This window comes from Corynebacterium pseudogenitalium, assembly GCF_024453815.1.
Lineage (GTDB): Bacteria > Actinomycetota > Actinomycetes > Mycobacteriales > Mycobacteriaceae > Corynebacterium > Corynebacterium pseudogenitalium.
The window spans coordinates 1,796,424-1,817,468 of the sequence record NZ_CP072934.1; the positions used below are offsets into that span (position 1 = coordinate 1,796,424).

21 protein-coding genes are annotated in these 21,045 nt (G+C 62.2%); 11 read left to right on the forward strand and 10 right to left on the reverse strand.

The features are described from left to right. Window positions 1-4 precede the first annotated feature (4 nt). Genes KBP54_RS08615 through KBP54_RS08630 form a run of 4 tightly spaced genes read left to right on the forward strand, consistent with a single transcriptional unit; the run spans window position 5 to window position 4,080 of the window. Window positions 5-784, forward strand: coding sequence for an electron transfer flavoprotein subunit beta/FixA family protein (locus tag KBP54_RS08615; RefSeq protein ID WP_071573561.1), 780 nt, complete (start codon window positions 5-7; stop codon window positions 782-784). A 23-nt stretch (window positions 785-807) separates the two neighbouring features. After that, complete coding sequence (locus tag KBP54_RS08620) at window positions 808-1,788, forward strand: electron transfer flavoprotein subunit alpha/FixB family protein (protein WP_256005394.1); 981 nt, start codon at window positions 808-810, stop codon at window positions 1,786-1,788. Next, window positions 1,788-3,236 (forward strand): cytochrome b/b6 domain-containing protein, encoded by a 1,449-nt coding sequence (locus KBP54_RS08625; RefSeq protein ID WP_256005396.1) that lies wholly within the window; start codon window positions 1,788-1,790, stop codon window positions 3,234-3,236. The genes KBP54_RS08620 and KBP54_RS08625 overlap by 1 nt, the downstream gene beginning before the upstream one ends. 10 nt (window positions 3,237-3,246) lie before the next feature. Then, complete coding sequence (locus KBP54_RS08630; protein WP_256005397.1) at window positions 3,247-4,080, forward strand: aldo/keto reductase; 834 nt, start codon at window positions 3,247-3,249, stop codon at window positions 4,078-4,080. Here KBP54_RS08630 and KBP54_RS08635 read toward each other — a convergent pair. Together KBP54_RS08635 and KBP54_RS08640 are read right to left on the reverse strand one after the other, a co-directional pair. Then, window positions 4,077-4,541 (reverse strand): ribose-5-phosphate isomerase, encoded by a 465-nt coding sequence (locus KBP54_RS08635; protein ID WP_070362021.1) that lies wholly within the window; start codon window positions 4,539-4,541, stop codon window positions 4,077-4,079. The genes KBP54_RS08630 and KBP54_RS08635 overlap by 4 nt on opposite strands. 21 nt (window positions 4,542-4,562) lie before the next feature. After that, window positions 4,563-5,180, reverse strand: a complete 618-nt coding sequence (locus KBP54_RS08640; RefSeq protein WP_070362020.1) for a mycothiol-dependent nitroreductase Rv2466c family protein — start codon at window positions 5,178-5,180, stop codon at window positions 4,563-4,565. 82 nt (window positions 5,181-5,262) lie between these two features. Between KBP54_RS08640 and pepN the strand changes: the two genes are divergently transcribed. Next, window positions 5,263-7,671: a M1 family aminopeptidase gene (gene pepN, locus KBP54_RS08645; protein ID WP_256005399.1), complete on the forward strand. Its 2,409-nt coding sequence runs from the start codon at window positions 5,263-5,265 to the stop codon at window positions 7,669-7,671. Between the two features lie 3 nt (window positions 7,672-7,674). On the opposite strand, the gene KBP54_RS08650 is transcribed toward pepN, so the two are convergent. Next, on the reverse strand, window positions 7,675-8,388 hold the full coding sequence (locus KBP54_RS08650; RefSeq protein WP_256005401.1) for a GntR family transcriptional regulator: 714 nt from the start codon (window positions 8,386-8,388) through the stop codon (window positions 7,675-7,677). Window positions 8,389-8,724: 336 nt separating this feature from the next. Here KBP54_RS08650 and KBP54_RS08655 point away from each other — a divergent pair, with 336 nt between their 5' ends. Beyond that, window positions 8,725-9,753 carry a mechanosensitive ion channel family protein gene (locus KBP54_RS08655; protein WP_070478424.1) on the forward strand — a complete coding sequence of 343 codons (1,029 nt, stop codon included), beginning with the start codon at window positions 8,725-8,727 and terminating at the stop codon, window positions 9,751-9,753. Then, window positions 9,737-10,159, forward strand: a complete 423-nt coding sequence (locus KBP54_RS08660; protein WP_070478425.1) for a globin — start codon at window positions 9,737-9,739, stop codon at window positions 10,157-10,159. The genes KBP54_RS08655 and KBP54_RS08660 overlap by 17 nt, the downstream gene beginning before the upstream one ends. Here KBP54_RS08660 and KBP54_RS08665 read toward each other — a convergent pair. The 7 genes from KBP54_RS08665 to KBP54_RS08695 form a co-directional block, all read right to left on the reverse strand. Further along, window positions 10,148-10,786, reverse strand: coding sequence for a DUF8185 domain-containing protein (locus tag KBP54_RS08665; RefSeq protein ID WP_256005403.1), 639 nt, complete (start codon window positions 10,784-10,786; stop codon window positions 10,148-10,150). The genes KBP54_RS08660 and KBP54_RS08665 overlap by 12 nt on opposite strands. Beyond that, window positions 10,787-11,239 carry an acyl-CoA thioesterase gene (locus tag KBP54_RS08670; protein WP_071573570.1) on the reverse strand — a complete coding sequence of 151 codons (453 nt, stop codon included), beginning with the start codon at window positions 11,237-11,239 and terminating at the stop codon, window positions 10,787-10,789. It lies immediately after the preceding gene. A 24-nt stretch (window positions 11,240-11,263) separates the two neighbouring features. Then, window positions 11,264-12,934, reverse strand: a complete 1,671-nt coding sequence (gene ettA / locus KBP54_RS08675) for an energy-dependent translational throttle protein EttA (protein ID WP_071573571.1) — start codon at window positions 12,932-12,934, stop codon at window positions 11,264-11,266. 106 nt (window positions 12,935-13,040) lie between these two features. Next, complete coding sequence (locus tag KBP54_RS08680; protein WP_070478429.1) at window positions 13,041-13,649, reverse strand: single-stranded DNA-binding protein; 609 nt, start codon at window positions 13,647-13,649, stop codon at window positions 13,041-13,043. A gap of 134 nt (window positions 13,650-13,783) precedes the next feature. After that, complete coding sequence (locus tag KBP54_RS08685) at window positions 13,784-15,802, reverse strand: bifunctional copper resistance protein CopD/cytochrome c oxidase assembly protein (protein ID WP_256005406.1); 2,019 nt, start codon at window positions 15,800-15,802, stop codon at window positions 13,784-13,786. Window positions 15,803-16,512: 710 nt separating this feature from the next. Then, entirely contained in the window at window positions 16,513-16,794 is a 282-nt protein-coding gene (locus KBP54_RS08690; protein ID WP_143110603.1) for a helix-turn-helix domain-containing protein, read from the reverse strand. Between the two features lie 104 nt (window positions 16,795-16,898). Next, window positions 16,899-17,075: a hypothetical protein gene (locus tag KBP54_RS08695; RefSeq protein WP_177224297.1), complete on the reverse strand. Its 177-nt coding sequence runs from the start codon at window positions 17,073-17,075 to the stop codon at window positions 16,899-16,901. Between the two features lie 79 nt (window positions 17,076-17,154). Here KBP54_RS08695 and KBP54_RS08700 point away from each other — a divergent pair, with 79 nt between their 5' ends. The 4 genes from KBP54_RS08700 (at window position 17,155) to deoC (ending at window position 21,045) form a co-directional block, all read left to right on the forward strand. Continuing rightward, on the forward strand, window positions 17,155-18,099 hold the full coding sequence (locus tag KBP54_RS08700; RefSeq protein WP_256000891.1) for a sugar-binding transcriptional regulator: 945 nt from the start codon (window positions 17,155-17,157) through the stop codon (window positions 18,097-18,099). Window positions 18,100-18,237: 138 nt separating this feature from the next. Continuing rightward, a complete protein-coding gene (deoD, locus tag KBP54_RS08705) occupies window positions 18,238-18,957 on the forward strand; it encodes a purine-nucleoside phosphorylase (RefSeq protein ID WP_070478436.1) in 720 nt (239 codons plus the stop codon). A gap of 36 nt (window positions 18,958-18,993) precedes the next feature. Continuing rightward, window positions 18,994-20,358, forward strand: a complete 1,365-nt coding sequence (locus KBP54_RS08710; RefSeq protein ID WP_070478438.1) for an MFS transporter — start codon at window positions 18,994-18,996, stop codon at window positions 20,356-20,358. A gap of 36 nt (window positions 20,359-20,394) precedes the next feature. Continuing rightward, window positions 20,395-21,045 (forward strand): deoxyribose-phosphate aldolase, encoded by a 651-nt coding sequence (gene deoC, locus KBP54_RS08715; RefSeq protein ID WP_070478440.1) that lies wholly within the window; start codon window positions 20,395-20,397, stop codon window positions 21,043-21,045.

Below are 21,045 nucleotides of genomic sequence, written 5' to 3' on the forward strand. Positions count from 1 at the left end.
TTTCGTGAACATTGCAGTGTTGCTCAAGGAAGTCCCGGATACGTACGGCGACCGCGACCTGAATCTGGAAACCGGCCTGACCGATCGCTCTGGTGATGTCGTCGCTGACGAGGTCTGCGAACGCGCCGTCGAAGCCGCGATGCGACTCAAGGAGGCCCGCGGCGACGAGGAAACCATCGTCGACCTCATTACGGTAGGGCCAGAAACAGCGCATGCCAGCGTGCGCAAGGGCATTGCGATGGGCGCGGATGATGCCTACATCATTGCCGACGACGCGCTCCTCGGCGCGGACGTGACGCTGACGGCAGAAGTGCTCGCGGCGGCACTGCGCAACAAGGACTACGACCTGGTTGTGCTCGGTACCGCGTCCTCTGACGGCGGTGGCGGCGTCATGGGTGGGCTGCTCGCAGAGATGCTCGGCTGGCCCGCCATCGCCAACGCGACCGAGGTCACGCTCAGCAACGACACGTTGACCGCGACGCAGGTCAGCGATCACGCCACGCTCACCCTCGAGGCGCAACTCCCGGCGCTGGTCGCGGTCTCGGACGAGTACCCTGATGCCCGCTTCCCAAACTTCAAGGGTCTGATGGCGGCAAAGAAGAAGGAACTGCACACGCTGACGCTGGCGGAGCTCGGTGTCGACGCGGAGGATTTCGCACGGCCGCGGGCGATCATGGTGGACGTCGAAAAGCGTCCTGCGCGTGAGCGCGGCGAGATCATTGACTACGGCCCGAACGCTGTGGGCCAGCTGGTCGACTTCCTTGCAGAGAAGCACTACATCTAACCCGCCGAACGAAGGATACTGACATGGCAACCTCTCCCCGCACAGTTTTGGTCGTGCTCGACGCGACGCACGACGACCAGCTCGACTCCACCGCCGCCGAACTCATCGGCGCAGCCGCGCCTCTGGGTACCCCGGTTGTACTGACCACCAACCCAGCACACGCCGAAGCGCTCGGCGAGCTCGGCGCAGCCGTGGTGCTGACCACTAACGTTGACGCGCAGCAGCAGGCAGTCCCTCTTGTCGACGCCGCCGAGGCCGCGTTCAACGCCACCGACCCGGCAGCTGTGATCCTCGCCCACTCCGTCCGCGGCCGCGACGTCGCGTCGCGCCTGGCCGTGCGCAAGGGCAAGGCCCTGCTCACCGACGCGATTGATGTCCGCCGCGACGACCAGGGCATTGTGACGGACCACGAGAACTACGGCGGCGCCTACACCGCAACCGCTGCAGCGACCCACTCGGCGCCAATTATTACGGTGCGCGTCGGCGCGATCGGTCGCCGTGCGGACGCCACCGCGCCCGAGGTTCACGAGTTGGACGTCACTGCCTCCGGGACACGCGCCGCGACGGTGACTTCGGTGACGCCGGTGGTGCGCACCTCGACGCGCCCGGAGCTGCTCACCGCCGATCGCGTGGTTGCAGGAGGCGTTGCTTTGGGTGACGCGGACATGTTCGAGCAGCTCGTGGGCGGGCTTGCCGACGAGCTCGGTGCCGCAGTCGGCGCGACCCGCTCCGCTGCGGACGAGGACCAAATCAGCCACGACGCCCAGATTGGGCAGACCGGCATCGTGGTCAGCCCGAAGCTCTACATCGGCATCGGCATTTCCGGCGCTGTGCAGCACCTCGTGGGCATGCAGACAGCCGACACCATCATCGCGATCAACAACGATGAGGACGCTCCGCTGTTCGATATCGCGGACTTCGGCATCATTGGCGATCTCTTCGACGTGGTGCCGGAACTCATCGAGCAGATCGCAGCTCGCCGCGGCACGGAGGCGTCCGAGTAATGCAGGTGCACCTTCGTCGTGGCCTGCCCCGCGTAGCGAGCGGCCAGCCGTGGCCACCAGTTGATGAGGTCGCGCTCGAACCCGATCCGGCCGTGACCGGCGATCTGGTCGGCGCTCAAGCGGCTCCGGCCCCAGCGCAACCCGAAGGCGTATCGACGCCCCTCCGTCGCGGCCTGCCTCGTACCCCGAGCGGCCAGCCATGGCCTCCTACCGACTCGGTCGCAGTCGCTACGGACCCTGCCGTGCAGCAGGTGTTCCCAACGGCTGCAGAACGCACTGCTGCCGAACAGCCCGCGGAAGGGCAACCAGCTGGCCCGCTCACCACGGTCGCCGTGCGTCAGGGCCTTCCGCGTACTGCCGGGGCTGGCCCGTTCCCGCCTGTCGCCAGTGTCGACGTCCCAGAGGACCCCGCTGTGGCGGTTCCTCCGCTCTACGGCGCAGCGGCGAAGGCTGCAGAACAGGCGCCGGAACAGGTAGCGGCAGTCGAGTCCTCGCCGCAGCTAGCACAGCCCGAGCGGCCGAAGTTGGCGGCACAGCCCGTGCCTGCGCCGACTCAAACTCCATCGCGTCGCTGGTGGGCGTACGGTGGCGTCGCGCTGCTCGCTGCGTTCGTAGTCGCGGTCCTGGTGGCGCGCTGGTTCGTCAGCACCCCGACGGGCAGCAGCTTCATCGAGCGCTACACCGGCCAGCAGCCCCTGCCGGAAGGCGCACCTGTTGGGCTGCCCGCATGGTTGGGGTGGTCGCACTTCTTCAACATGCTGTTCATGGCGCTCATCATCAAGACTGGTATGACCGTGCGCCACGAGCGCAAACCCGAAGCGTATTGGGCGCCGCGCAAGAACCCCAAGAAGAAGATTTCTCTTACCCTGTGGCTGCACCTCACCATTGACGTGCTGTGGGTGGCGCTCGGCGTGGTGTTCTACATCGTGCTGTTCGCCACTGGCCAGTGGATGCGCATTGTGCCCACGAGCTGGGAGGTCATCCCGCAAGCGGTCTCCGCGGGGATCCAGTACCTCAGTCTGGACTGGCCGACGGAAAACCCGTGGGTGCACTACAACGCGCTGCAGGAGCTGTCGTACTTCGCGGTGGTGTTCCTTGCCGCGCCGCTGGCGATCCTCTCCGGCGCTCGCATGAGCGAGTGGTGGCCGAAGTCCTGGTCCTTCTTCTCGCTGAAGGCTGCACGCGCCATTCACTTCCCCACCATGCTGTTCTTCGTCCTGTTCACCGTGGTGCACGTCTTCCTGGTGTTCACCACGGGTCTGCGCAGAAACATGAACGCGATGTTCGCTGCCTCCGGTGACGTCGACCCAGACGTGTACGGCACGAGCTGGACTGGCGTCATCCTGTTCCTCGTTGCGGCGGCCGTGATCGCGGTGGTGTGCAGGCTGGCACGCCCCACGCTGGTAGCCCCGGTGGCGCAAGCGACTGGCAAGGTGACAAGCCGCTAAAGTAAAGCGCATGGTACCCATGTTTGCGCTTCACGACGGCACATCAATCCCCCAGCTCGGCTACGGCCTCCACCGCGTAGACCCGCAGGAGGCCGAGCGGTTGGTCAGCGAAGCGCTGGAGGCAGGTTACAGGCACTTCGACACCGCCCACATTTATGGGAACGAAGAGGGCGTCGGCAAGGCAATCGCGAAGTCGGGGATCCCGCGCGAGGAGCTGTACATCACCACGAAGCTGTGGAACAACCGCCACCACGATGCCCCGGCGGCGCTCGAGGAGTCGCTAGAGAAACTCGGTCTTGACCACGTGGACCTCTACCTCATTCACTGGCCGCTGCCCGGACAGGGCGCATACGTGGATGCGTGGAAATCCCTCATTGGACTCCGCGAGGCTAAACTCACCACCTCCATCGGCGTCTCAAACTTCCTGCCAGAGCACATTGAGCAGATTGAGATGCACACCGACGTCACCCCCGTGGTTAACCAGGTTGAGCTGCACCCGCTGTTCCAAAACTGGAAAGAGCTCGACGCGATGCGTGTGCACAATATCGCCATCGAGGGCTGGGCTCCGCTCGGCGGCGGCGCCTACGACCTGACGGACTTCCCGGAAATTACCGACGCCGCCGAGGCACACGGCAAAACGCCAGCGCAGGTGGTGCTGCGCTGGCATCTACAAAACGACGTGATCGTGTTCCCCAAGACCACGTCCGCGGAGCGGATGCGTGAAAACATGGACATTTTCGACTTCACGCTCAGCCCCGAAGAAATGTCCGCCATCGTCGCGCTCGACGAGGAGGAGTTTGGGCGCCACGGCCCGCACCCCACGGACTACGAAGAACTGGGCTAGATAGCCGGGGCTTCGCCCGTCTCCTCGTACTTGGACAGGATGTCGATGCGGCGCTGGTGGCGCTCCTCGTTGCTCCACTCCTGACCAATGAACGCGTCGACGATCTTCAGTGCTTCTTCCTCGGTGTGCATGCGCCCACCGATACCGATGAGCTGCGCGTTGTTGTGCTCGCGTGCCAGGCGCGCGGTCTCCTCAGACCACGCCAAGGCGCAGCGAGCGCCCTTCACCTTGTTCGCGGCGATCTGCTCACCATTGCCAGAGCCGCCCAGCACGATGCCGAGGGAGCCTTCGTCCGCTACCGTCCGCTCAGCTGCGGCGATGCAGAACGCTGGGTAGTCGTCGAGGGCGTCATACTCGTGCGCACCACAGTCGATGACTTCGTGGCCCTGCTTTTCCAGGTGGGCCTTAATCTGATTCTTTCGTTCGAAACCGGCATGATCTGCCCCAAGGTAAATTCGCATGCGCTCTACCCTACCTTCCTGCTAGCTCACCTGCGGCGGTTCCGTGCGGGAACGCTTCAGTTCGAAGAAGTAGGGGTATTCGCTCAGTGCCAGGGAGGCGTCGAAAAGCTTGCCTGCCTCCTCACCCGTTGGGACGCGGGTGATGACCGGCCCAAAGAATGCGGTGTCTCCTAGCTTGACCACCGGGGTGCCCACCTCGTCACCGACGGCGTCCATCGCACCCTGGTGGTAGGTGCCGAGCAGCTCGTCCATCTCGTTGGTGTTGGCAAGGTCGGCGTAGCTGGCGTCGAGACCTACCTCTTCGAGTGCTGCCGCGATGATCTCGTCGTAGGCGCCGTAGCCCTTCTTGCCGCCCTGCTCCCCGGCGTGAATGGCGGTGCCCATCGCGGTGTAGAGCGCGTCGATCTTCTCTGGGTGGTCGCGCTTCACCGCTGCGAACACGCGCGCGGGACCCCAGTTGGCCTCCATCATCTTGGCGTAGTCGGCGGGGATGTCGCGGCCGTCGTTAAGAATGGACAGTGACATCGGCACCCACTCGACCGTGATGTCGCGGACCTTTTCTACTTCCTTCATCCAACGCGAAGTGAGCCAGCAAAATGGGCAGCTTACGTCGAACCAAAAGGTAACTGGTGCAGTCACAGAATCATTCCTCCATTCGTTCCGGAAATTATGCAGCCACCATAGCGAAAAACACACAGGTACGGCGAGTATGTTGGAGGACATGAAGACAAACCTCAAGCGCAGCGACGCACAACTTCGCGCACAACTTATCTCAGATGTCCATTACGATATTGCGCTCGATGTCAACGGAGCAGAGCAGTTCACGTCGACCACCACGGTCACGTTCCGCTCGGGCGCAGGCGAGACGTTCTTCGATCTGGTCGCCGACGAGTTCTCCGCAACGCTCGACGGCCGCCCCGTCGACGGCCGCACCCTCACGCTCACCGAGGGCGAGCACACCTTAGTTGTCGACGCCACCATTACCTACAACCACACTGGTGAAGGCCTGCACAAGTTCGTCGACCCGATGGACAACAAAGATTACCTCTACACCCAGTTCGAACCCGCGATGGCGATGAAGGTGTTTGCTTGCTTCGACCAGCCGGACATCAAGGCCACGTATAAGATTGCCGTCGACGCGCCAGAGGCCTACACGGTCGTACTCAACGAGGAGGCGACCCGTGAGGGCAACGTGTGGTCCTGCACCATTGATTACCCACTGTCGACGTACCTGGTGGCAATCTGCGCCGGCGAGTACGAGTTCGTCGAAGACGAGTACGTCGACGATCTGAAGCGTATCCCGCTTCGCATCTTTGCCCGCGCCTCACTCATGGAGCACCTCGACGCAGAACGCTTGTTCCGCCAGACGAAAGACGGCTTCGCGTACTACCACAAGAATTTTGCGATTGCGTACCCGTTCGGCAAGTACGACCAGATTTTCTGCCCCGAGTACAACATGGGCGCAATGGAGAACGCCGGCGCGGTGACGTTCCGCGATGAGTACGTCTTTACTTCCGAGCCAACCCCGTATCGCCTCGAGCGCCGCAACGACACGATCCTGCACGAGATGGCGCACATGTGGTTCGGCGACCTCGTCACGATGCAGTGGTGGGACGACTTGTGGCTCAACGAGTCCTTCGCGACCTGGTCCGCAGCCATTGCCCAGACCGAGATCGGCGAGTACCCGAATGCGTGGACGACGTTCGCGGCCGTCGAGAAGGCATGGGCCTACCAGCAAGATCAGCTGCCGACGACCCACCCAATCGCCGCTGACGCCCCGGACATCGAGACCGCCGAGCAGAACTTCGACGGGATCACCTACGCCAAGGGCGCGTCCGTGCTGAAGCAGCTGCAGGCATACGTTGGCCGCGACGAGTTCTTCGCGGGCGTGCGCGATCACTTCAACAACCACAAGTTCAGCAACGCTTCCTTCGACGATCTTCTGGGCGCGTTGGAGAAGTCGTCGGGCCGCGATTTGAGCGAGTGGTCCCAGCAGTGGCTGCGCACCACCGGTGTGTCCACCCTTCGCCCCGAAATCACTGAGGATTCCTTCGCAGTCGTGCAGGAATCCGATGTGCTGCGCACCCACCGGGTCGGCATCGGGCTGTACAAGCTTGACGGCGACAAGGTCGTGCGCACCCACCACGTAAAGGTGGACATCGAGGGGGCTCGCACTGAGGTTCCCGAGCTCGTCGGCATCGACCACGACCTCGCGCTGGTCAACGACGAAGACCTCACGTACTGCAAGATGCGCCTCACGCCGGAACACACTGAGTTCGTGCTGGAGCACATCGGGCAGATCGAGGACCCACTTGCGCGCACCCTGTGCTGGTCATCCCTGTGGGAGGCCGTCCGCGACACGCTGCTGCCAGCGCGCAAGTTTGTGATGGCCGTGGCCAACTTCAGCCGCCTCGAAGACCAACCGAGTGTGCAGGAGCGCCTCCTCGCGCAGGCGACGCTGGCGGTCAAGCAGTACGTGGCATGGTCCTGGCAGCGCACCGGCTTCTACATGCTCAGCGAGGCATTCCGCGGCCAGGAGCCTGCAGGTATCTACCAGCGCGCGCTCGCCCGCCTGCAGCCTTCGAAGCAGAACACGACGTACTTCCACGAACTCCTACAGTCGCTGGATAACCAGGAGATTCGCTGGCTCGTGCTCACGAACCTTGTCGCAGGCGGCGCCATGCTGGCCAAGACCGCCAAGAACGAGGAGGATCCGTCCTCCGAGGGTGCGCTGTCGCGCCTGCGCATCGACGCCGTCACGAACAAACAGTGGGCGTGGGATGAGATCGTCAGCGGTACACGCACAAACCTTGAGGTGCGCTTCCTTATCGACGGCCTCACCTTCACCTCCGAAGGCATGGACGGCTTGGCCGAGCGCTACTTCGAGATCGCGCCAGAGCTGTGGGACAAACTGACCAACGAGATGGCTCAGAACACGCTCGAGGGCCTGTTCCCGCTGTGGGATATTTCGATTGCTACAGTCGAGCGCGCCGAGGCGCTCCTTGCGCGGGAGGACATTCCGGCGGGCCTGCGCCGCATCGTTTCGGAGGGTAAGGCCCGCGTGGAGCGCGCGCTGCGCAACCGTGTTGGTGACGCAGGCGCGGAAGGCGCAGCGAAAACGCTGCGCTAGAGGCTAGAGCTCCTCGACGATGCGGATCTGCGCCGCATCCGTGCGAGCCACGATAGAGGCGAACATGACCAGCGTGTCACCCTCAAAGAGCTTGCGCGTGATGCGGTGCACCGGGGTGTTCGCCGCCAAGGAGAGGCTCTCGCGCTCCTTATCGGTCGGGTTGGCCGGGAACAGGATGTCCTCGCGGCGCAGGTGAGGAGTCACGCCACCCAGGTCGGTACGCTGGCCACGTGCGTAGTCGACGGAGCTACGGCTGTACTTGGACTCATAACCGGGGCGAACGTACGTGGTTTCAGCGAACACCGGGTTACCGTTGGCAAAGTGAACGAGCTCGCTGGTGAGCAACTTATCGCGGGAGTCTACGCCGAATGCAGAGACGACGATCTGCGGTGCGGGCGCAGCGGTCTCCGAAATCAGTTCGGAAGAGACGTCCAGACCATGCGCGATAAGCTGCTCCGTCAGCGATACCTTGCCCGTCAAGTCGATGATCGGAGGCAGCGCGCGAACGAATGTGCCACCGGTGCGGCCACGCTTACGCTCAATAATTCCTTCGAGCTGCAATAGGTCCAGTGCATGGCGCACGGTCATGCGTGCCACCCCGTACATGTCTACAAGTTCGCGTTCTGGCGGTAGCTTGTCGCCGGGTTCGAGCTCGCGCGATTCGATCTGGCTCCGCAGAGCATCAGCAATCGCTACATACGCTGGCTTTTTCGCCATAAATTCCTCCTATTTTTGCGGCTGCGTTTAGGTTCACTGCCGCCCGCCCATAACTCCAGGTGTGACGCCAAAAGGTACAACACCAAAATCTCAGTTGTTTCTAATATAGTTCATTGGACCATAAAAGTACCTAACAATAAATTTGAACAAAGTGCGCGACACTTGACACGTCCATAAATTGCAAAGTCATACTTTCAGTTGAACCCTATCGACGTGCCAAATTCAGGAATCTCCAACGCCAATTACAACATCGCCCAAGCCACGGCCAATACCCCCATTTGCGGTAACCCGGGTGCTCGACGGCTGCTCGAGACGTAGCGCGTAAACTAGAGCACAATGTTTTCTCTTACGCAGTTTTCTCCATCAGTCTTAGCCAAATCCGTGAGCGTTCCAGATGTCGACGAAGCCGTCGACTCCGTCACCTCGTGGTGGAATGACCCCGCCACGCGAGACATCTTTGTGACCCGCCCCCTGTGGATCCTGGTCATCCTGGCCATTGCCCTTGTGTTGCACATCGTGGTGCGCAGAATCATTACGAAGGCCGCGAACAACGCCATCAACTCCTCCAGCGCGGCTCTCCCCTTCCGCCGCCGCGCTGGCGCCGTGAAACCCGACACTGCGCATTCGCGCTCGCGGGAGCAGCGCCGCCAGCAGCGCATCCTCACGCTGGCGAACGTAGGACGCTCCGCGGCAGCAATTGTGATTTGGGTGTGGGCGGTCCTCGCGGTGCTCGACCAACTCGGGGTCAACGTCGCCCCGCTCGTGGCCTCTGCGGGCGTCGTCGGCGTCGCCCTCGGCTTCGGCGCGCAGTCCCTTGTGAAAGACTTCCTCAGCGGCATCTTCATGTTGCTGGAAAACCAGTACGGTGTCGGTGACGTCATCGCGGTCAACGACATTGAGGGCACTGTAGAGCACGTCACGATGCGCATCACCACCGTCCGCGATATTGACGGCACCCTCTGGTACGTCCGAAACGGTAACATCGATCTGCTTGGCAACCAGAGCGACGTCTTCTCCGTTGCCCGCCTCGAGATCCCTGTTTCCATCCAGGCTGATCCGGAGCAGGCAGCCAGCGTCGTCGAGGCCGCAATGCAGGACGCAGTGACGCGCCCCGAGATCAAGGACAAACTCGTCGGTGAGGCCACCATGCTGGGCATTTCCAAGTTCGACCCGGAGTGCGCAACCCTGCGCGTGATGGTCAATACGCTGCCTGGCGAGCAGTGGGGCGTCTCCCGTTTCATGACCGCGGTCATCCTCGAGGCGCTTCACACGCACGGCGTGCCGCTGCCTGGCACGGAGCCGACCTACATCCGACACCTGGACCGCACCCCTGGAGGCGAGAACAACGATGCAGATCAGCAATAGCAACGAGGCACAGCAAACGCTCTACGAAGCCGTCGGCGGCGAGGAGTTCTTCCACACGCTCGTGCACCGCTTCTACGCCCAGGTCAAAGAAGATGACCTCATCGGCCCCATGTACCCCGACGAGGACTGGGAAGGCGCCGAATCCCGCTTGCGTTGGTTCCTCACCCAATACTGGGGCGGGCCACGCACCTACCAGGAGCGCCGTGGCAACCCAATGCTGCGCCGCCGCCACTTCCCGTTTGCAATCGGGGAGGCTGAGGCGGACCGCTGGCTCGAGCTGATGGGCAAGGCAATGGCCGAGTTTGACGACGCCACCCTGCCCCAGCCCTACCGCGCCGCCATGTGGAATCACATGCAGCGAGTCGCGTACATGATGATCAACCAGGGCCCGCGGTCATACGAATAGGCTCAGCGACTTGCTGTGGTAGACGGTGCCGAAGGGGGCGTCGATACGCACCCACCTGCCTGCGCTCGAAACCCGCAGGTAGCGAGGCACTTCGACCGGGGCTTCGAACCCCGGAATGAGCCCAAGCGAGGTGCAGGTAAACACCGCACGCATGGGTATTTCAAGTTTCGGGCCGCGGTCGTCCGCGTCGACGGTGATGACCACGGCGTCGAGAAGTGAAACCGGCGGGCCGAGCGGGCCCGCGAACTGGCGCGCAAGGTTTCGGCCTTCGTCGGCGAGCTGACGCGCTGTAGAAATAGGCACCTCTTCGCGCAGCACGAACCCTTGCGCCGGTGGCAGTGCCCCAGGCCAGTTCTGATCCTGCGCCGCGCCAAGTGTTCCCGTCGCAGTTTCGAGTGCCTCGAGAACCCGGCGCGCAGGCACCACCGCACCGTCGCGGGAGATAGTTCCGCGGACCCGGCGCGAGGCGACGCAGTCGAACGGGGTGGTGACAAAGACATCGACGTCGTGTTCCCCGACTCGCTGGAACCGCGCGTAGGCGTCATCCTGGAGTGCGAGGGCGCGCTGCAGCAGGGCGCGCAGTCCGCGCTCCCCCTGCTCAACAACAAGCGTTTCGGTGGTAGCCACCTATGCCTGCCCCAGCTCGTCGTCACCGTCGAGCGTTGTGTAGGCGCGGGCAAGGATGCCGAGCTCCTGCGAGGTGATTGCTCGCGGGCTCGCCGTCCGTTTATCCACGGTGACCTGTACGCAATCAATCACGCAACAGACGCTGCCTTGTGCGTCCTTGATCTCCTGACGCGTCGTAAAGGACGTGTTGCCGAGGTGGATCACCTGCGTATCAACGGTCACTGCCTGCGTGTTCGGCAGCACTGGGCGAACGTAGTCCGCTTCGATGCGCCGAACGAACACCACAAACTCGTACCCCTGAGACTCGAAGAACTCCTGGGCAAACGCGAGTCGCGCCTGCTGCGCGATCTCGATGTAAGCCGAGTTTGTCACATGGCCGTACCGGTCAAAATCGTTCCACCTCAGCGAGATGGAGTGCGTGTGAATCCTGCCGCGCATATTCTGTTCCGACATAGCCATTTCCTACCTTTTCCGCTGTTAGCGGCTGAGCTTGCGGTGGGTGACGCGCGACGGCTTCGCCGCTTCCTCACCGAGGCGCTCAACCTTGTTCTTCTCGTAGTCGCCGAAGTTGCCCTCGAACCAGTACCACTTGCCTTCCTCAACGTTGCCTTCCCAGGCGAGGATGTGGGTACAGGTGCGGTCCAGGAACCAGCGGTCGTGCGAAATCACGACAGCGCAACCTGGGAACTTTTGCAGCGCATTCTCAAGCGAGCCAAGGGTTTCGACGTCCAAGTCGTTGGTCGGCTCGTCGAGCAGGATCAGGTTGCCGCCCTGCTTCAGCGTCAGCGCCAGGTTCAGGCGGTTACGCTCACCACCGGAGAGCACCTTGGACGGCTTCTGCTGGTCAGCGCCCTTGAAACCGAACGCCGAGAGGTAGGCCCGCGACGGCATTTCGTTCTGGCCGACCACGATGTAGTCGAGGCCGTCCGAGACTACTTCCCACACCGTCTTTTCCGGGTCGATGTTTTCGCGGTTCTGGTCGACGTAGGACAGCTTCACGGTCTCACCGACCACGACGGTGCCTGCGTCTGGCTCTTCCAGCCCAACGATGGTCTTGAACAGGGTGGACTTACCCACACCGTTCGGGCCGATCACGCCCACGATGCCGTTGCGCGGCAGCGTGAAGGACAGGTCCTTGATCAGGACGCGGCCGTCGAAGCCCTTGTCCAGGTGCTCGACCTCGACGACCTTGTTGCCCAGGCGTGGAGGCGTCGGGATCTGGATTTCTTCGAAGTCCAGCTTCTTGTACTGCTCTGCCTCGGCAGCCATTTCCTCGTAGCGTTCCAGACGCGCTTTGTTCTTCGCCTGGCGCGCCTTCGGCGAGGATCGTACCCACTCGAGCTCGTTCTTCAGACGCTTCTGCAGTTTCTGGTCCTTCTTGCCAGCAACCTCGAGGCGCTCGGCCTTCTTCTCCAGGTAGGTGGAGTAGTTGCCCTCGTATGGGTAGAGCTTGCCGCGGTCGACCTCACAGATCCACTCGGCCACGTTGTCCAGGAAGTAGCGGTCGTGGGTAATCGCCAGAACTGCGCCCGGGTAGGACTGCAGGTGCTTCTCCAGCCACAGGACGGACTCGGCGTCCAGGTGGTTCGTTGGCTCGTCGAGCAGCAGCAGGTCCGGTTCGGACAGCAGCAGCTTCGCCAGCGCGACGCGGCGGCGCTCACCACCGGAAAGCTTGGTCACCGGGCTATCGGACGGCGGGCAGCGCAGTGCTTCCATCGCCTGCTCAATCTTGGAATCGACCTCCCAGGCGTCAGCGGCGTCGAGCTCCTCCTGGAGTTTGCCCATTTCTTCCATGAGCTCGTCGGTGTAGTTCGTCGCCATCTCTTCAGCGATTTCTTCGAAGCGCTGCTTCTTCTCGAAGATGTCGCCGAGGCCCTCTTCGACGTTCTCTCGAACGGTCTTCTCCTCGTTCAGCGGTGGCTCCTGCAGGAGGATGCCGACCGTTGCGCCGGGATCCAGGAATGCTTCGCCGTTGTTTGGCTGGTCAATCCCCGCCATGATCTTGAGTAGCGAGGACTTACCTGCGCCGTTTGGCCCAACGACACCAATCTTGGCGCCGGGATAAAAGGCCATGGTGACATTGTCCAAAATGACCTTGTCACCGATGGCCCTGCGAACGTTTTTCATCGTGTAGATGAACTCAGCCACGTAAAAACCCCTTTAACTGAAGCGGACATACATCGTTTCACAGGGTACATCAGCGAAAGGTGAACGTGCGCTTCCCCAGCGCCGAGCGAGAGCGCAACCGCGGGCGTCAGAACGGCGCGGGGCCGTCGTCACTTTCGCCGCTGCCAGCACCCACAGCTACCGGCTCGAGTTCAGGCGACTGCGGTTGTGGTTCCGTAGCCGCCGCCGAGTCCGACGCCTGCATCTTCATTTGCTCGAAGTAGAACTCGCGCTCCTCTTCCGTCATGAAGTCGACCGCCGTCTTGATCTTCACCGCAGGCTGGCCCTCGAGTGTGTGGCCGTTCTCGGTGATCTTCCAGGAGGAGATCTGGTGCATGCCGAGCTCGAACGCGACCTTGTCCGCTTTCAGCACGGTGCGGTACCGGTTGAGCTTCTCACCGGCGTCGTTAGTTTCCACCCAGGTCTCCGTGACCAACCGTCCGGAGACCATCACCGGCGCGCCACGGAACAGTGAGGTGCGCGCGTTGATGGCGAGCTGGTTCCAACACTCGACGTCGATGTAGAGCTGGTCCGTGTCCTCCCAAATGTCGCGGCCTTGGTTGTCCTGCTCGCCCGTGCGCCGCCTGCGGGAGGACGCGATGCGCATCTTGCACACCGAGTTTCCCGACGCCGGGAACCACTTAAAGTACGGTGCTGCCGTCAAGTTTCCGCATACGGTGACGTTCATCTGGCTCATTGTTGTGTCCTTTCAATTGTTTGCTGAACTGGTACAACTCGGAGCTTTCCAGTGCAGAAACAGAAAAGAAAGGATGCGGCCTTGCAGCCTGTGGATTGATTTTTGGAATTCCACAGATCCCAGGGAATCGTCGATTAGCCCTTGTGCTGCGGGGTATCCGACGTGTACTGTGCGAGCATTTCGTTGTAGGCGCGCCACTCGGCGTCGTCAGTCTCGTCCGCGATGCGGTCGACCTCTGCGGTTTCTGCGCGGTCCTCGCGCCACCACAGGATGAACAGCACACCGAACACGATAACCAGCGGGAACGAGCCCGACGCCCAGGCGATACCGCCGCCCACCTTCTGGTCCGCCAGCAGATCCGGGTCCCACGGCAGGAGCAGCGAACGGTAGAACTCCTCGCCCATCACGGTGTTGAGCTGCATGAGGTACACACCCATAAAGAGGTGCACCGGCATGGAGATCCACAGCCACAGCAGGCGCGTCTTCGCCGTCACGCGCCCCTCGATGTAGTCCGGGCCGATGAGCTCCCAGAAGTAAAAGTAGCCCGACACCAGGAACACCGCGTTCATGATGACGTGGCCCGCGTGCTCCGAAATCATCAGCTCGTACAGGTCAGTGAACACGTACATGACATAGAAGAACACCAGGAACTGCACCGCGGACACCGGCGGGTACGTCACGATGCGCAGGAACTTACTGCGCTGGAAGGACTGCGCCCACAGCCGGGGGTTGAACTCCCCGGACGGGTAGGCGTCGATAATGAGCGACAGTGGCGCGCCCAGCACGAGGAACACCGGCACCCCCATCGACAGGATCATGTGGACGGTCATGTGCGCCGAGTAAGAGGCCGGCATGTGCAGCCCGATGCCGGAGCACATCGTGACTACGACGGTCGCGCAGCCCAGCAGCCACCACGCCGTGCGCCCCTTCGACCACCCGCTCACCCGGCGCGTCAGGTGCAGGTAGTAGACGGCCAGCAGGATCGCGATCACGCTGTAGAGCAGCTCGAATCGCCACAGCCCGACCCAGTTCGCCCAGGTCAGTGGGTCCTCGAGGTTGTAGCCCATCTGGATCTGCATCGGGGTGAGGTTCGGGTCTCGTGGCGGTGGCGGCGGAGTGCGTCCGAGCGTGACAGCGAGGCCAGTCACGGCGGCCATCACCAGCACTTCCACCGCGCCGAGCCGTACGAACGCTCTGCGTTGCGACGGCCCCTCCGCCTCAAGCGCCGGAATCGTGCGCTCGCGGTGCGCATACCCCATCAAACCAAGCAGCAGTATGCCAACCAGCTTGCCCACCAGCACCCAGCCGTAGGCGTAGCGGGTGATGTCGTCCAGGTGCACGCGGATCGCGCCATTAATCACGCCCGACACCGCCATCGCTACGAACGCGAACAGCGCGATGCGCGAATATCTGCGCACCGCCGGTGCCAAGTCCGGCCCCAACCTGAAACCGTGCGCCACCAGCGCCATCAGGGCACCAACCCACACCAGCAGGAACACCAGGTGCCAGATGAAGGAGTTCGTGCCGAAGTCGTGATCGCCACCGGTCGCGGAGTGACCAGTCAGCGCCAGCGGCATAATCGCCAACAACGAGCCGATGAACAAAGCCACTTGCGACCACCAGCACGACACCCGGTACCCCGCCACGGCCACACACGCCGCGATTGCCGCGACAATCAGCCAGACGCGGGCGTCAGCAACCTTGTCCAGCGCCAAGGTCCAGGCGTCGACCTCAAACATCACGGTGCTCAGCGGCTGGCCTGAGACGTCGGAAAGCACCAGCGGCACCATCACCACTCCGATCAGCGCCAACCCCGCGGATGATGCCGCCCCCGTCCGGGAAGCAATCACCCCGTCGACGGTCAAGTGCGCGCCGTTGAGGTCAGCGCCCGTCTGCTTCGGCGGCAACAACCACGCCGAGAAGAGAAAGGACCCAGCTGCCAGCGCGGCCAGTACCCACGCTGCGCCCCGCAGCGCCGGCAGTCCGAACGTCGTCAACGCCCCCGGATCCGGGATGCCCAACGCCGCGAGCGAGGCGCCCGCGAACATCTCCGAAATCACCCCGGCGATGAGCGCCGCGACGAGCCCCGCCGCAAGATACAACGGAAACGCCGCTTTCACCGCCGACTTTGAGGCAACCTGCGCATTTGACATGCTCACTACCCTACGTTTGCAATCTGCATGTTCCCAAGTTTTTCGACGCCCACTTCTCCCCCTCTACGTCACAAGTGTGAACAATAGCTTCTTGCTCAGCCCCACCAGGACTCAGACCTGTCGGGGACAGTTCACTTAAAAGAACGCTGCCATCCACCATTCGCTGATTCCGCGCCGCGGACACTCGGCTTGCCACACCCTGTCCGCGGCAGCACGTTCACCAGCCGTTTGAGAAAACCAACCGCTTAATCTGTCCGCCCCACGGACACGCAACCGATGATGCCTCAACCCGGAAAAACTGTCCGCCCCGCGGACAACCCGCATGCCACACCCTGTCCGCGGCACCCCTCCCACCTTGCGGATTGAGCAGAACCAACCACTTACCCTGTCCGCCCCGCGGACACGCACCCGATGATGCCTCAACCCGGAAAAACTGTCCGCCACGCGGACAACCCGCATGCCACACCCTGTCCGCGGCACCCCTCCCACCTTGCGGATTGAGCAGAACCAACCACTTGCCCTGTCCGCCCCGCGGACACGCACCCGATGATGCCTCAACCCGGAAAAACTGTCCGCCCCGCGGACACCCTGACCGCACTCTGTCCGCGGCAGCCCTCTCACCAGCAGCTCCAGAAAACCCACCACCAATAAGTGTCCGCCGCGCGGACACCCAACGCAGAGGGTCCGTCGCGAAAAACGCCACGGTGGATTTACGAGTCTGATTCAGCAGCGCGGCGCTGACGCTGTAGCTTCCCGTGTGCACGGGCGATGCGGTAGAAAGTCCGCAAGCTCGCGAGCTGCAACCCGCTGTCTTGCGCCTTCTGATAGATGGCGTCCGCGCTCAGGTCGGGGTGGGCGTCGAAAAGATCGAGAATCTGTTGTACATCTGAATCCGGAATACGTGGGATGTTTCGTTCGCGGTGAGGGATCGGATTTTCCTTTTTGGGCCTCGGGTTGGTCTGGTAATAGCGCCTCGAGCGTGAGATCTTCAAAATTTTGCAGGCGCGACTCATAGAATGCCCGACGCCCATGAGTAGATCCAGGAACTCGTTTTCTTGACGTACTCCTTCCTCGTACCGCTTCGTTTCTTCGGGGCTTAGAATTTTTCCGCCGCGTCGGAGGTCCCGCCATGTTGCTTTGGCAGAGACCCCATAGCTTTTCCCAGGACATCGCTAGTGTCCTTCCACAGCTTGGCTTCTTTGCGCAGTCGAGCATTTTCTCGTTTCAGCGCCTCGTATTCTTTGCGTGGCATCGTTACTTCGTCGTTGCTCATGGTTTTCCTTTCGCTTAGGGCCTAGCCAAGATATTGCCACACAGTTAAGGGCAAACCCCCAGGCGCTACGCTGTAGTGCATGGACACACGTGATCGGGATGCGCTGACGGCTGCCAAGTTGTATTACCGCTCGGAGCTGAGTCAGGCGGAGGTTGCTGCGGAGATGGGCTGCTCCCGTCCTACGGTGGCGAAGCTTCTGCAGCACGCGAAGGACCGTGGCTACGTCACTATTGAGGTACACGACCCGCAGGAGGCGGACGAGATCCTGATCGAGGATCTCACCTCCCGGTACACGCTGGAGGGTGTGCGGATTGTTCACCCGGCGAACCCATCTGCAGCGATCATGGAGGATCTTGGGGTAGCGGGCGCGCGCTACCTGGAGTCGATGCCGTTGGATGGCCTTTCGGTGGGGGTGTCCTGGGGAAAAACGCTGCTCAACATTGCGCGGAATCTACGATCGACGAACATGCGGGCGCGCCAGATTGTGCAATTGAAAGGTGGGTCGTCGCGTTCCAACCTGGCAACGAATGACTTTGAGACGATCACCGGTTTCTGCACCGCGTTCAACGCGCCCGCGTTAACGCTCCCACTGCCTGTCATTTTTGAGCGAGTGGAAACTAAGGAGATCGTGGAGCAGGATTCCCATATTGCGGACGTACTGCAGCAGGGGCGGGAGACCGACGTGGCGGTGTTCACGGTGGGTTCTGTGCGAAAGCAGAGCTTGCTGATGAATCTGGGGTACCTGTCTGAGGAGATGTCGCGGGAGCTGCTCGGGGTTGCGGTGGGGGATGCTTGTTCGCGGTTCTACACGCGGGAGGGGGATGTGGCGTCGAAAAGAATTGATGATCTGACGGTGGGCATTGAGCTTGACGAGCTGCGGGCGAGACCACGTCGAGTGCTGGTAGCTGGGGGTTTGTATAAAGCTGAGGCGATTGAGACGGCGCTGTGGATGGGGCTGGCCAGTGATTTGGTGATTGATCAGCCGACGGCGGTTCGGGTGCTGGAGATTGCGAAAACTCGCTAATTGACGCCCCTTCTCCCCCATCTGGGGTGTATCGCACCCCCAATCAGAACATTTGCAAACTTTAATATTGCCATATGTTCCTAGCGGTCTTAGAGTGGACACCGAAAGGTCAACCAGATACTGCAAAAGGAGTTGCACATGTCCACCCCGACCGTCTCCACCCCGCACATCGTCCCAACCGGACCTATCGCTGAAACCGTCCTCATGCCGGGCGACCCACTGCGCGCGAAGTTCATCGCAGAGACCTACCTGGAAAACCCAGTCCAGTTCAACGCCGTGCGCAACATGCTCGGCTACACCGGCACCTACCAAGGCCACGAAGTTTCCGTGATGGGCTCCGGCATGGGCATTCCGTCCATCAGCCTCTACGCCTACGAGCTCATTCACTTCTTCGGCGTAAAGAAGCTCATCCGCGTCGGCTCCTGCGCATGCTTCCAGCCTGACATGAAGCTCTTCGACATCATCGTCGCCTCCTCCGCATCCACGGACTCGCACTTCATCGAGCAGTACGACCTGCCGGGCACCTACGCCCCGACCGCGTCCTGGAAGCTACTTGAGGCGACCTACAAGGAGTCGCAGAAGCAGGGCGTCGACATCCATGTGGGCAACATCTTGTCCTCCGACGTCTTCTACAACTTCAAGGACGACGTCAACGACCGCTGGGCGAAGATGGGCGTACTCGGCGTCGAGATGGAATCCGCCGGCCTCTACGCCGTCGCCGCCGAGGCAGGCGTTGACGCGATGGGCATCTTCACCGTGTCCGACGTCATCGGCTCCGGCGAGAAGGCTTCCGCTGAGGAGCGTCAGAGCGCGTTTACCCAGATGATGGAGCTGGCGCTTCCGCTGGCCGCCGTCTAACCCGCAACCCATCCCACACGTTTGAAGGAACTCACCATGACATCTCAAACAGTTCAAAAGGCGCTCAACCCGAAGCGGGCCGTGCCGATCATCCTGTTTACCTTCGTGTTCTCACTGATCATCGATAACGGTTTCAAGTTCATGACCGACTCGATGGGTGAGGCACTGAATCTGTCCCTCAACGAGGTCAGCTTGCAGGCCTCGCTTGCTGGCGTGATCATCGGCATCGGCGCGGTGGTGTACGCGGCGCTGGCTGACGTGGTGAGCATCCGCAAGCTGCTGATGGTCGGCATCACGCTGACACTGGTCGGTTCGGTCATCGGCTACCTCGGCCAAAACGTGTGGGGGCTGGTGCTGGTCGGCCGCGTGGTGCAGACCACCGGCCTCGCTGCGGCGGAGACGCTCTACGTCATCTACGTGACCAAGCACCTCAGCGAGAAGGATCAGAAGACCTACCTTGGCTTTTCTACCTCCGCGTTCCAGGGCGCAACGCTCTTCGGTGCACTGACGTCCGGGTACATCGCCACACATATCTCGTGGACCGCGATGTTCTTGATCCCGCTCATCCTGGTCTTCGCCGTCCCGGTCATCATGAAGACGGTCCCGGAGGAGGCCTCCCTGGAGTCGGGCCACGTCGACTGGCTCGGGCTCTTCCTCATCGCTGTGCTGGCCACGAGCGCCATCATGTTCATGCAGGCCTTCCAGTTCCTGTGGCTCATTCCGCTCGCACTCGCGCTCATCGCGTTCATCGCGCACGTGAAGAAGGGCAAGCGCCCGCTGGTCAACCCGGAGTTCTTCCAGAACCGCGCTTACGTCACCGCCATCGTGCTGGTCGCGATTGTCTACTCGGTGCAGCTCGGCTACCTGGTGCTCTTCCCCGCAATGGCGAAGGCCGTCCACGGGCTCAGCGCTGACGACGCCTCCCTGCTGCTCATCCCGGGCTACACCGGCGCCGTCATCGTCGGCGCGCTCTCAGGCAAGATCGGCAAGTTCTTGCCGACGCGCCCCGCGATCTTCACCGCACTCGCCTCCATCACCATCGCGTTGCTGATCCTCGCAGTCGGGATGGAAGCCAGCCCGTGGGTGTTCATGCTTTCCTCCCTGCTCTTCGCCTGCGGTTTCGCCCTGCTGTACGCGCCACTGGTCGCGACGGCAATCGGCAACATCCCCGCTGCGAAGTCGGGTATCGCAATCGGTTTCTACAACCTCACAATCAACGTCGCCGTCCCGCTCGGCATCGCGTACAGCGCGAAGCTGGTGGATCTCGGCCTTGGGGTGCCAGGCTTCCTGCCACAAAACTCGGGCAGCTACCCCACCGTCATGCTCATCCTGGCCATCATCGCAGTCGCCGGCACCGCGCTCTACGCAGCGCTCACCGCTCGCATGAAGCAACCGGCTTAACCTGCACACTTTCTACACATCAAGGAGTTTTTCAACATGCTTACTCGCCACAATGTCGCCCAGATGATCGACCACACGCTGCTCAAGCCGGAGGCCACCCACGAGGACGTCGCCAAGCTTATCGACGAAGCTTCGCACCTCGGCACGTTCTCCGTCTGCGTCTCCCCATCCATGCTGCCAATCGAGACCCCAGCTGACCTGAAGGTCGCAGTGGTGTGTGGCTTCCCGTCCGGCGCGGTCCCAACTGAGGCAAAGGCAGCCGATGCCGCGCACAGCGTCGCAAATGGCGCGGACGAGGTTGACATGGTCATCGACCTGGGTGCCGCCAAGGAAGGCAAGTGGGACGTCGTACGCGACGACATCGCCGCGGTAAAGAAGGCGTGCGGCGACAAGCTGCTCAAGGTCATCATCGAGTCCGCCGTCCTCACGGACGACGAGATCGTCGCAGCGTGCAAGGCTTCCATGGAGGCCGGTGCCGACTACGTGAAGACCTCGACAGGCTTCCACCCCGCCGGTGGTGCCTCCGCGCACGCCGTGAAGCTGATGCGTGAGACCGTCGGCGACAAGCTCGGTGTGAAGGCTTCCGGCGGCATCCGCGACGCCGCCACCGCGAAGGAAATGATTGAGGCTGGCGCGTCCCGCCTGGGCCTGTCCAGCTCCGCTGCCGTGCTGGAAGGGTGGAAGTAA

Coding starts and splice junctions, on each gene's coding strand:
- KBP54_RS08620 (WP_256005394.1), top strand. CDS start 808: ATGGCAACCTCTCCCCGCACAGTTTTGGTCGTGCTCGACGCGACGCAC.
- KBP54_RS08625 (WP_256005396.1), top strand. CDS start 1,788: ATGCAGGTGCACCTTCGTCGTGGCCTGCCCCGCGTAGCGAGCGGCCAG.
- KBP54_RS08630 (WP_256005397.1), top strand. CDS start 3,247: ATGGTACCCATGTTTGCGCTTCACGACGGCACATCAATCCCCCAGCTC.
- KBP54_RS08635 (WP_070362021.1), bottom strand. CDS start 4,541: ATGCGAATTTACCTTGGGGCAGATCATGCCGGTTTCGAACGAAAGAAT.
- pepN (WP_256005399.1), top strand. CDS start 5,263: ATGAAGACAAACCTCAAGCGCAGCGACGCACAACTTCGCGCACAACTT.
- KBP54_RS08650 (WP_256005401.1), bottom strand. CDS start 8,388: ATGGCGAAAAAGCCAGCGTATGTAGCGATTGCTGATGCTCTGCGGAGC.
- KBP54_RS08655 (WP_070478424.1), top strand. CDS start 8,725: ATGTTTTCTCTTACGCAGTTTTCTCCATCAGTCTTAGCCAAATCCGTG.
- KBP54_RS08660 (WP_070478425.1), top strand. CDS start 9,737: ATGCAGATCAGCAATAGCAACGAGGCACAGCAAACGCTCTACGAAGCC.
- KBP54_RS08670 (WP_071573570.1), bottom strand. CDS start 11,239: ATGTCGGAACAGAATATGCGCGGCAGGATTCACACGCACTCCATCTCG.
- KBP54_RS08680 (WP_070478429.1), bottom strand. CDS start 13,649: ATGAGCCAGATGAACGTCACCGTATGCGGAAACTTGACGGCAGCACCG.
- KBP54_RS08685 (WP_256005406.1), bottom strand. CDS start 15,802: ATGTCAAATGCGCAGGTTGCCTCAAAGTCGGCGGTGAAAGCGGCGTTT.
- KBP54_RS08695 (WP_177224297.1), bottom strand. CDS start 17,075: ATGAGCAACGACGAAGTAACGATGCCACGCAAAGAATACGAGGCGCTG.
- KBP54_RS08700 (WP_256000891.1), top strand. CDS start 17,155: ATGGACACACGTGATCGGGATGCGCTGACGGCTGCCAAGTTGTATTAC.
- deoD (WP_070478436.1), top strand. CDS start 18,238: ATGTCCACCCCGACCGTCTCCACCCCGCACATCGTCCCAACCGGACCT.
- KBP54_RS08710 (WP_070478438.1), top strand. CDS start 18,994: ATGACATCTCAAACAGTTCAAAAGGCGCTCAACCCGAAGCGGGCCGTG.
- deoC (WP_070478440.1), top strand. CDS start 20,395: ATGCTTACTCGCCACAATGTCGCCCAGATGATCGACCACACGCTGCTC.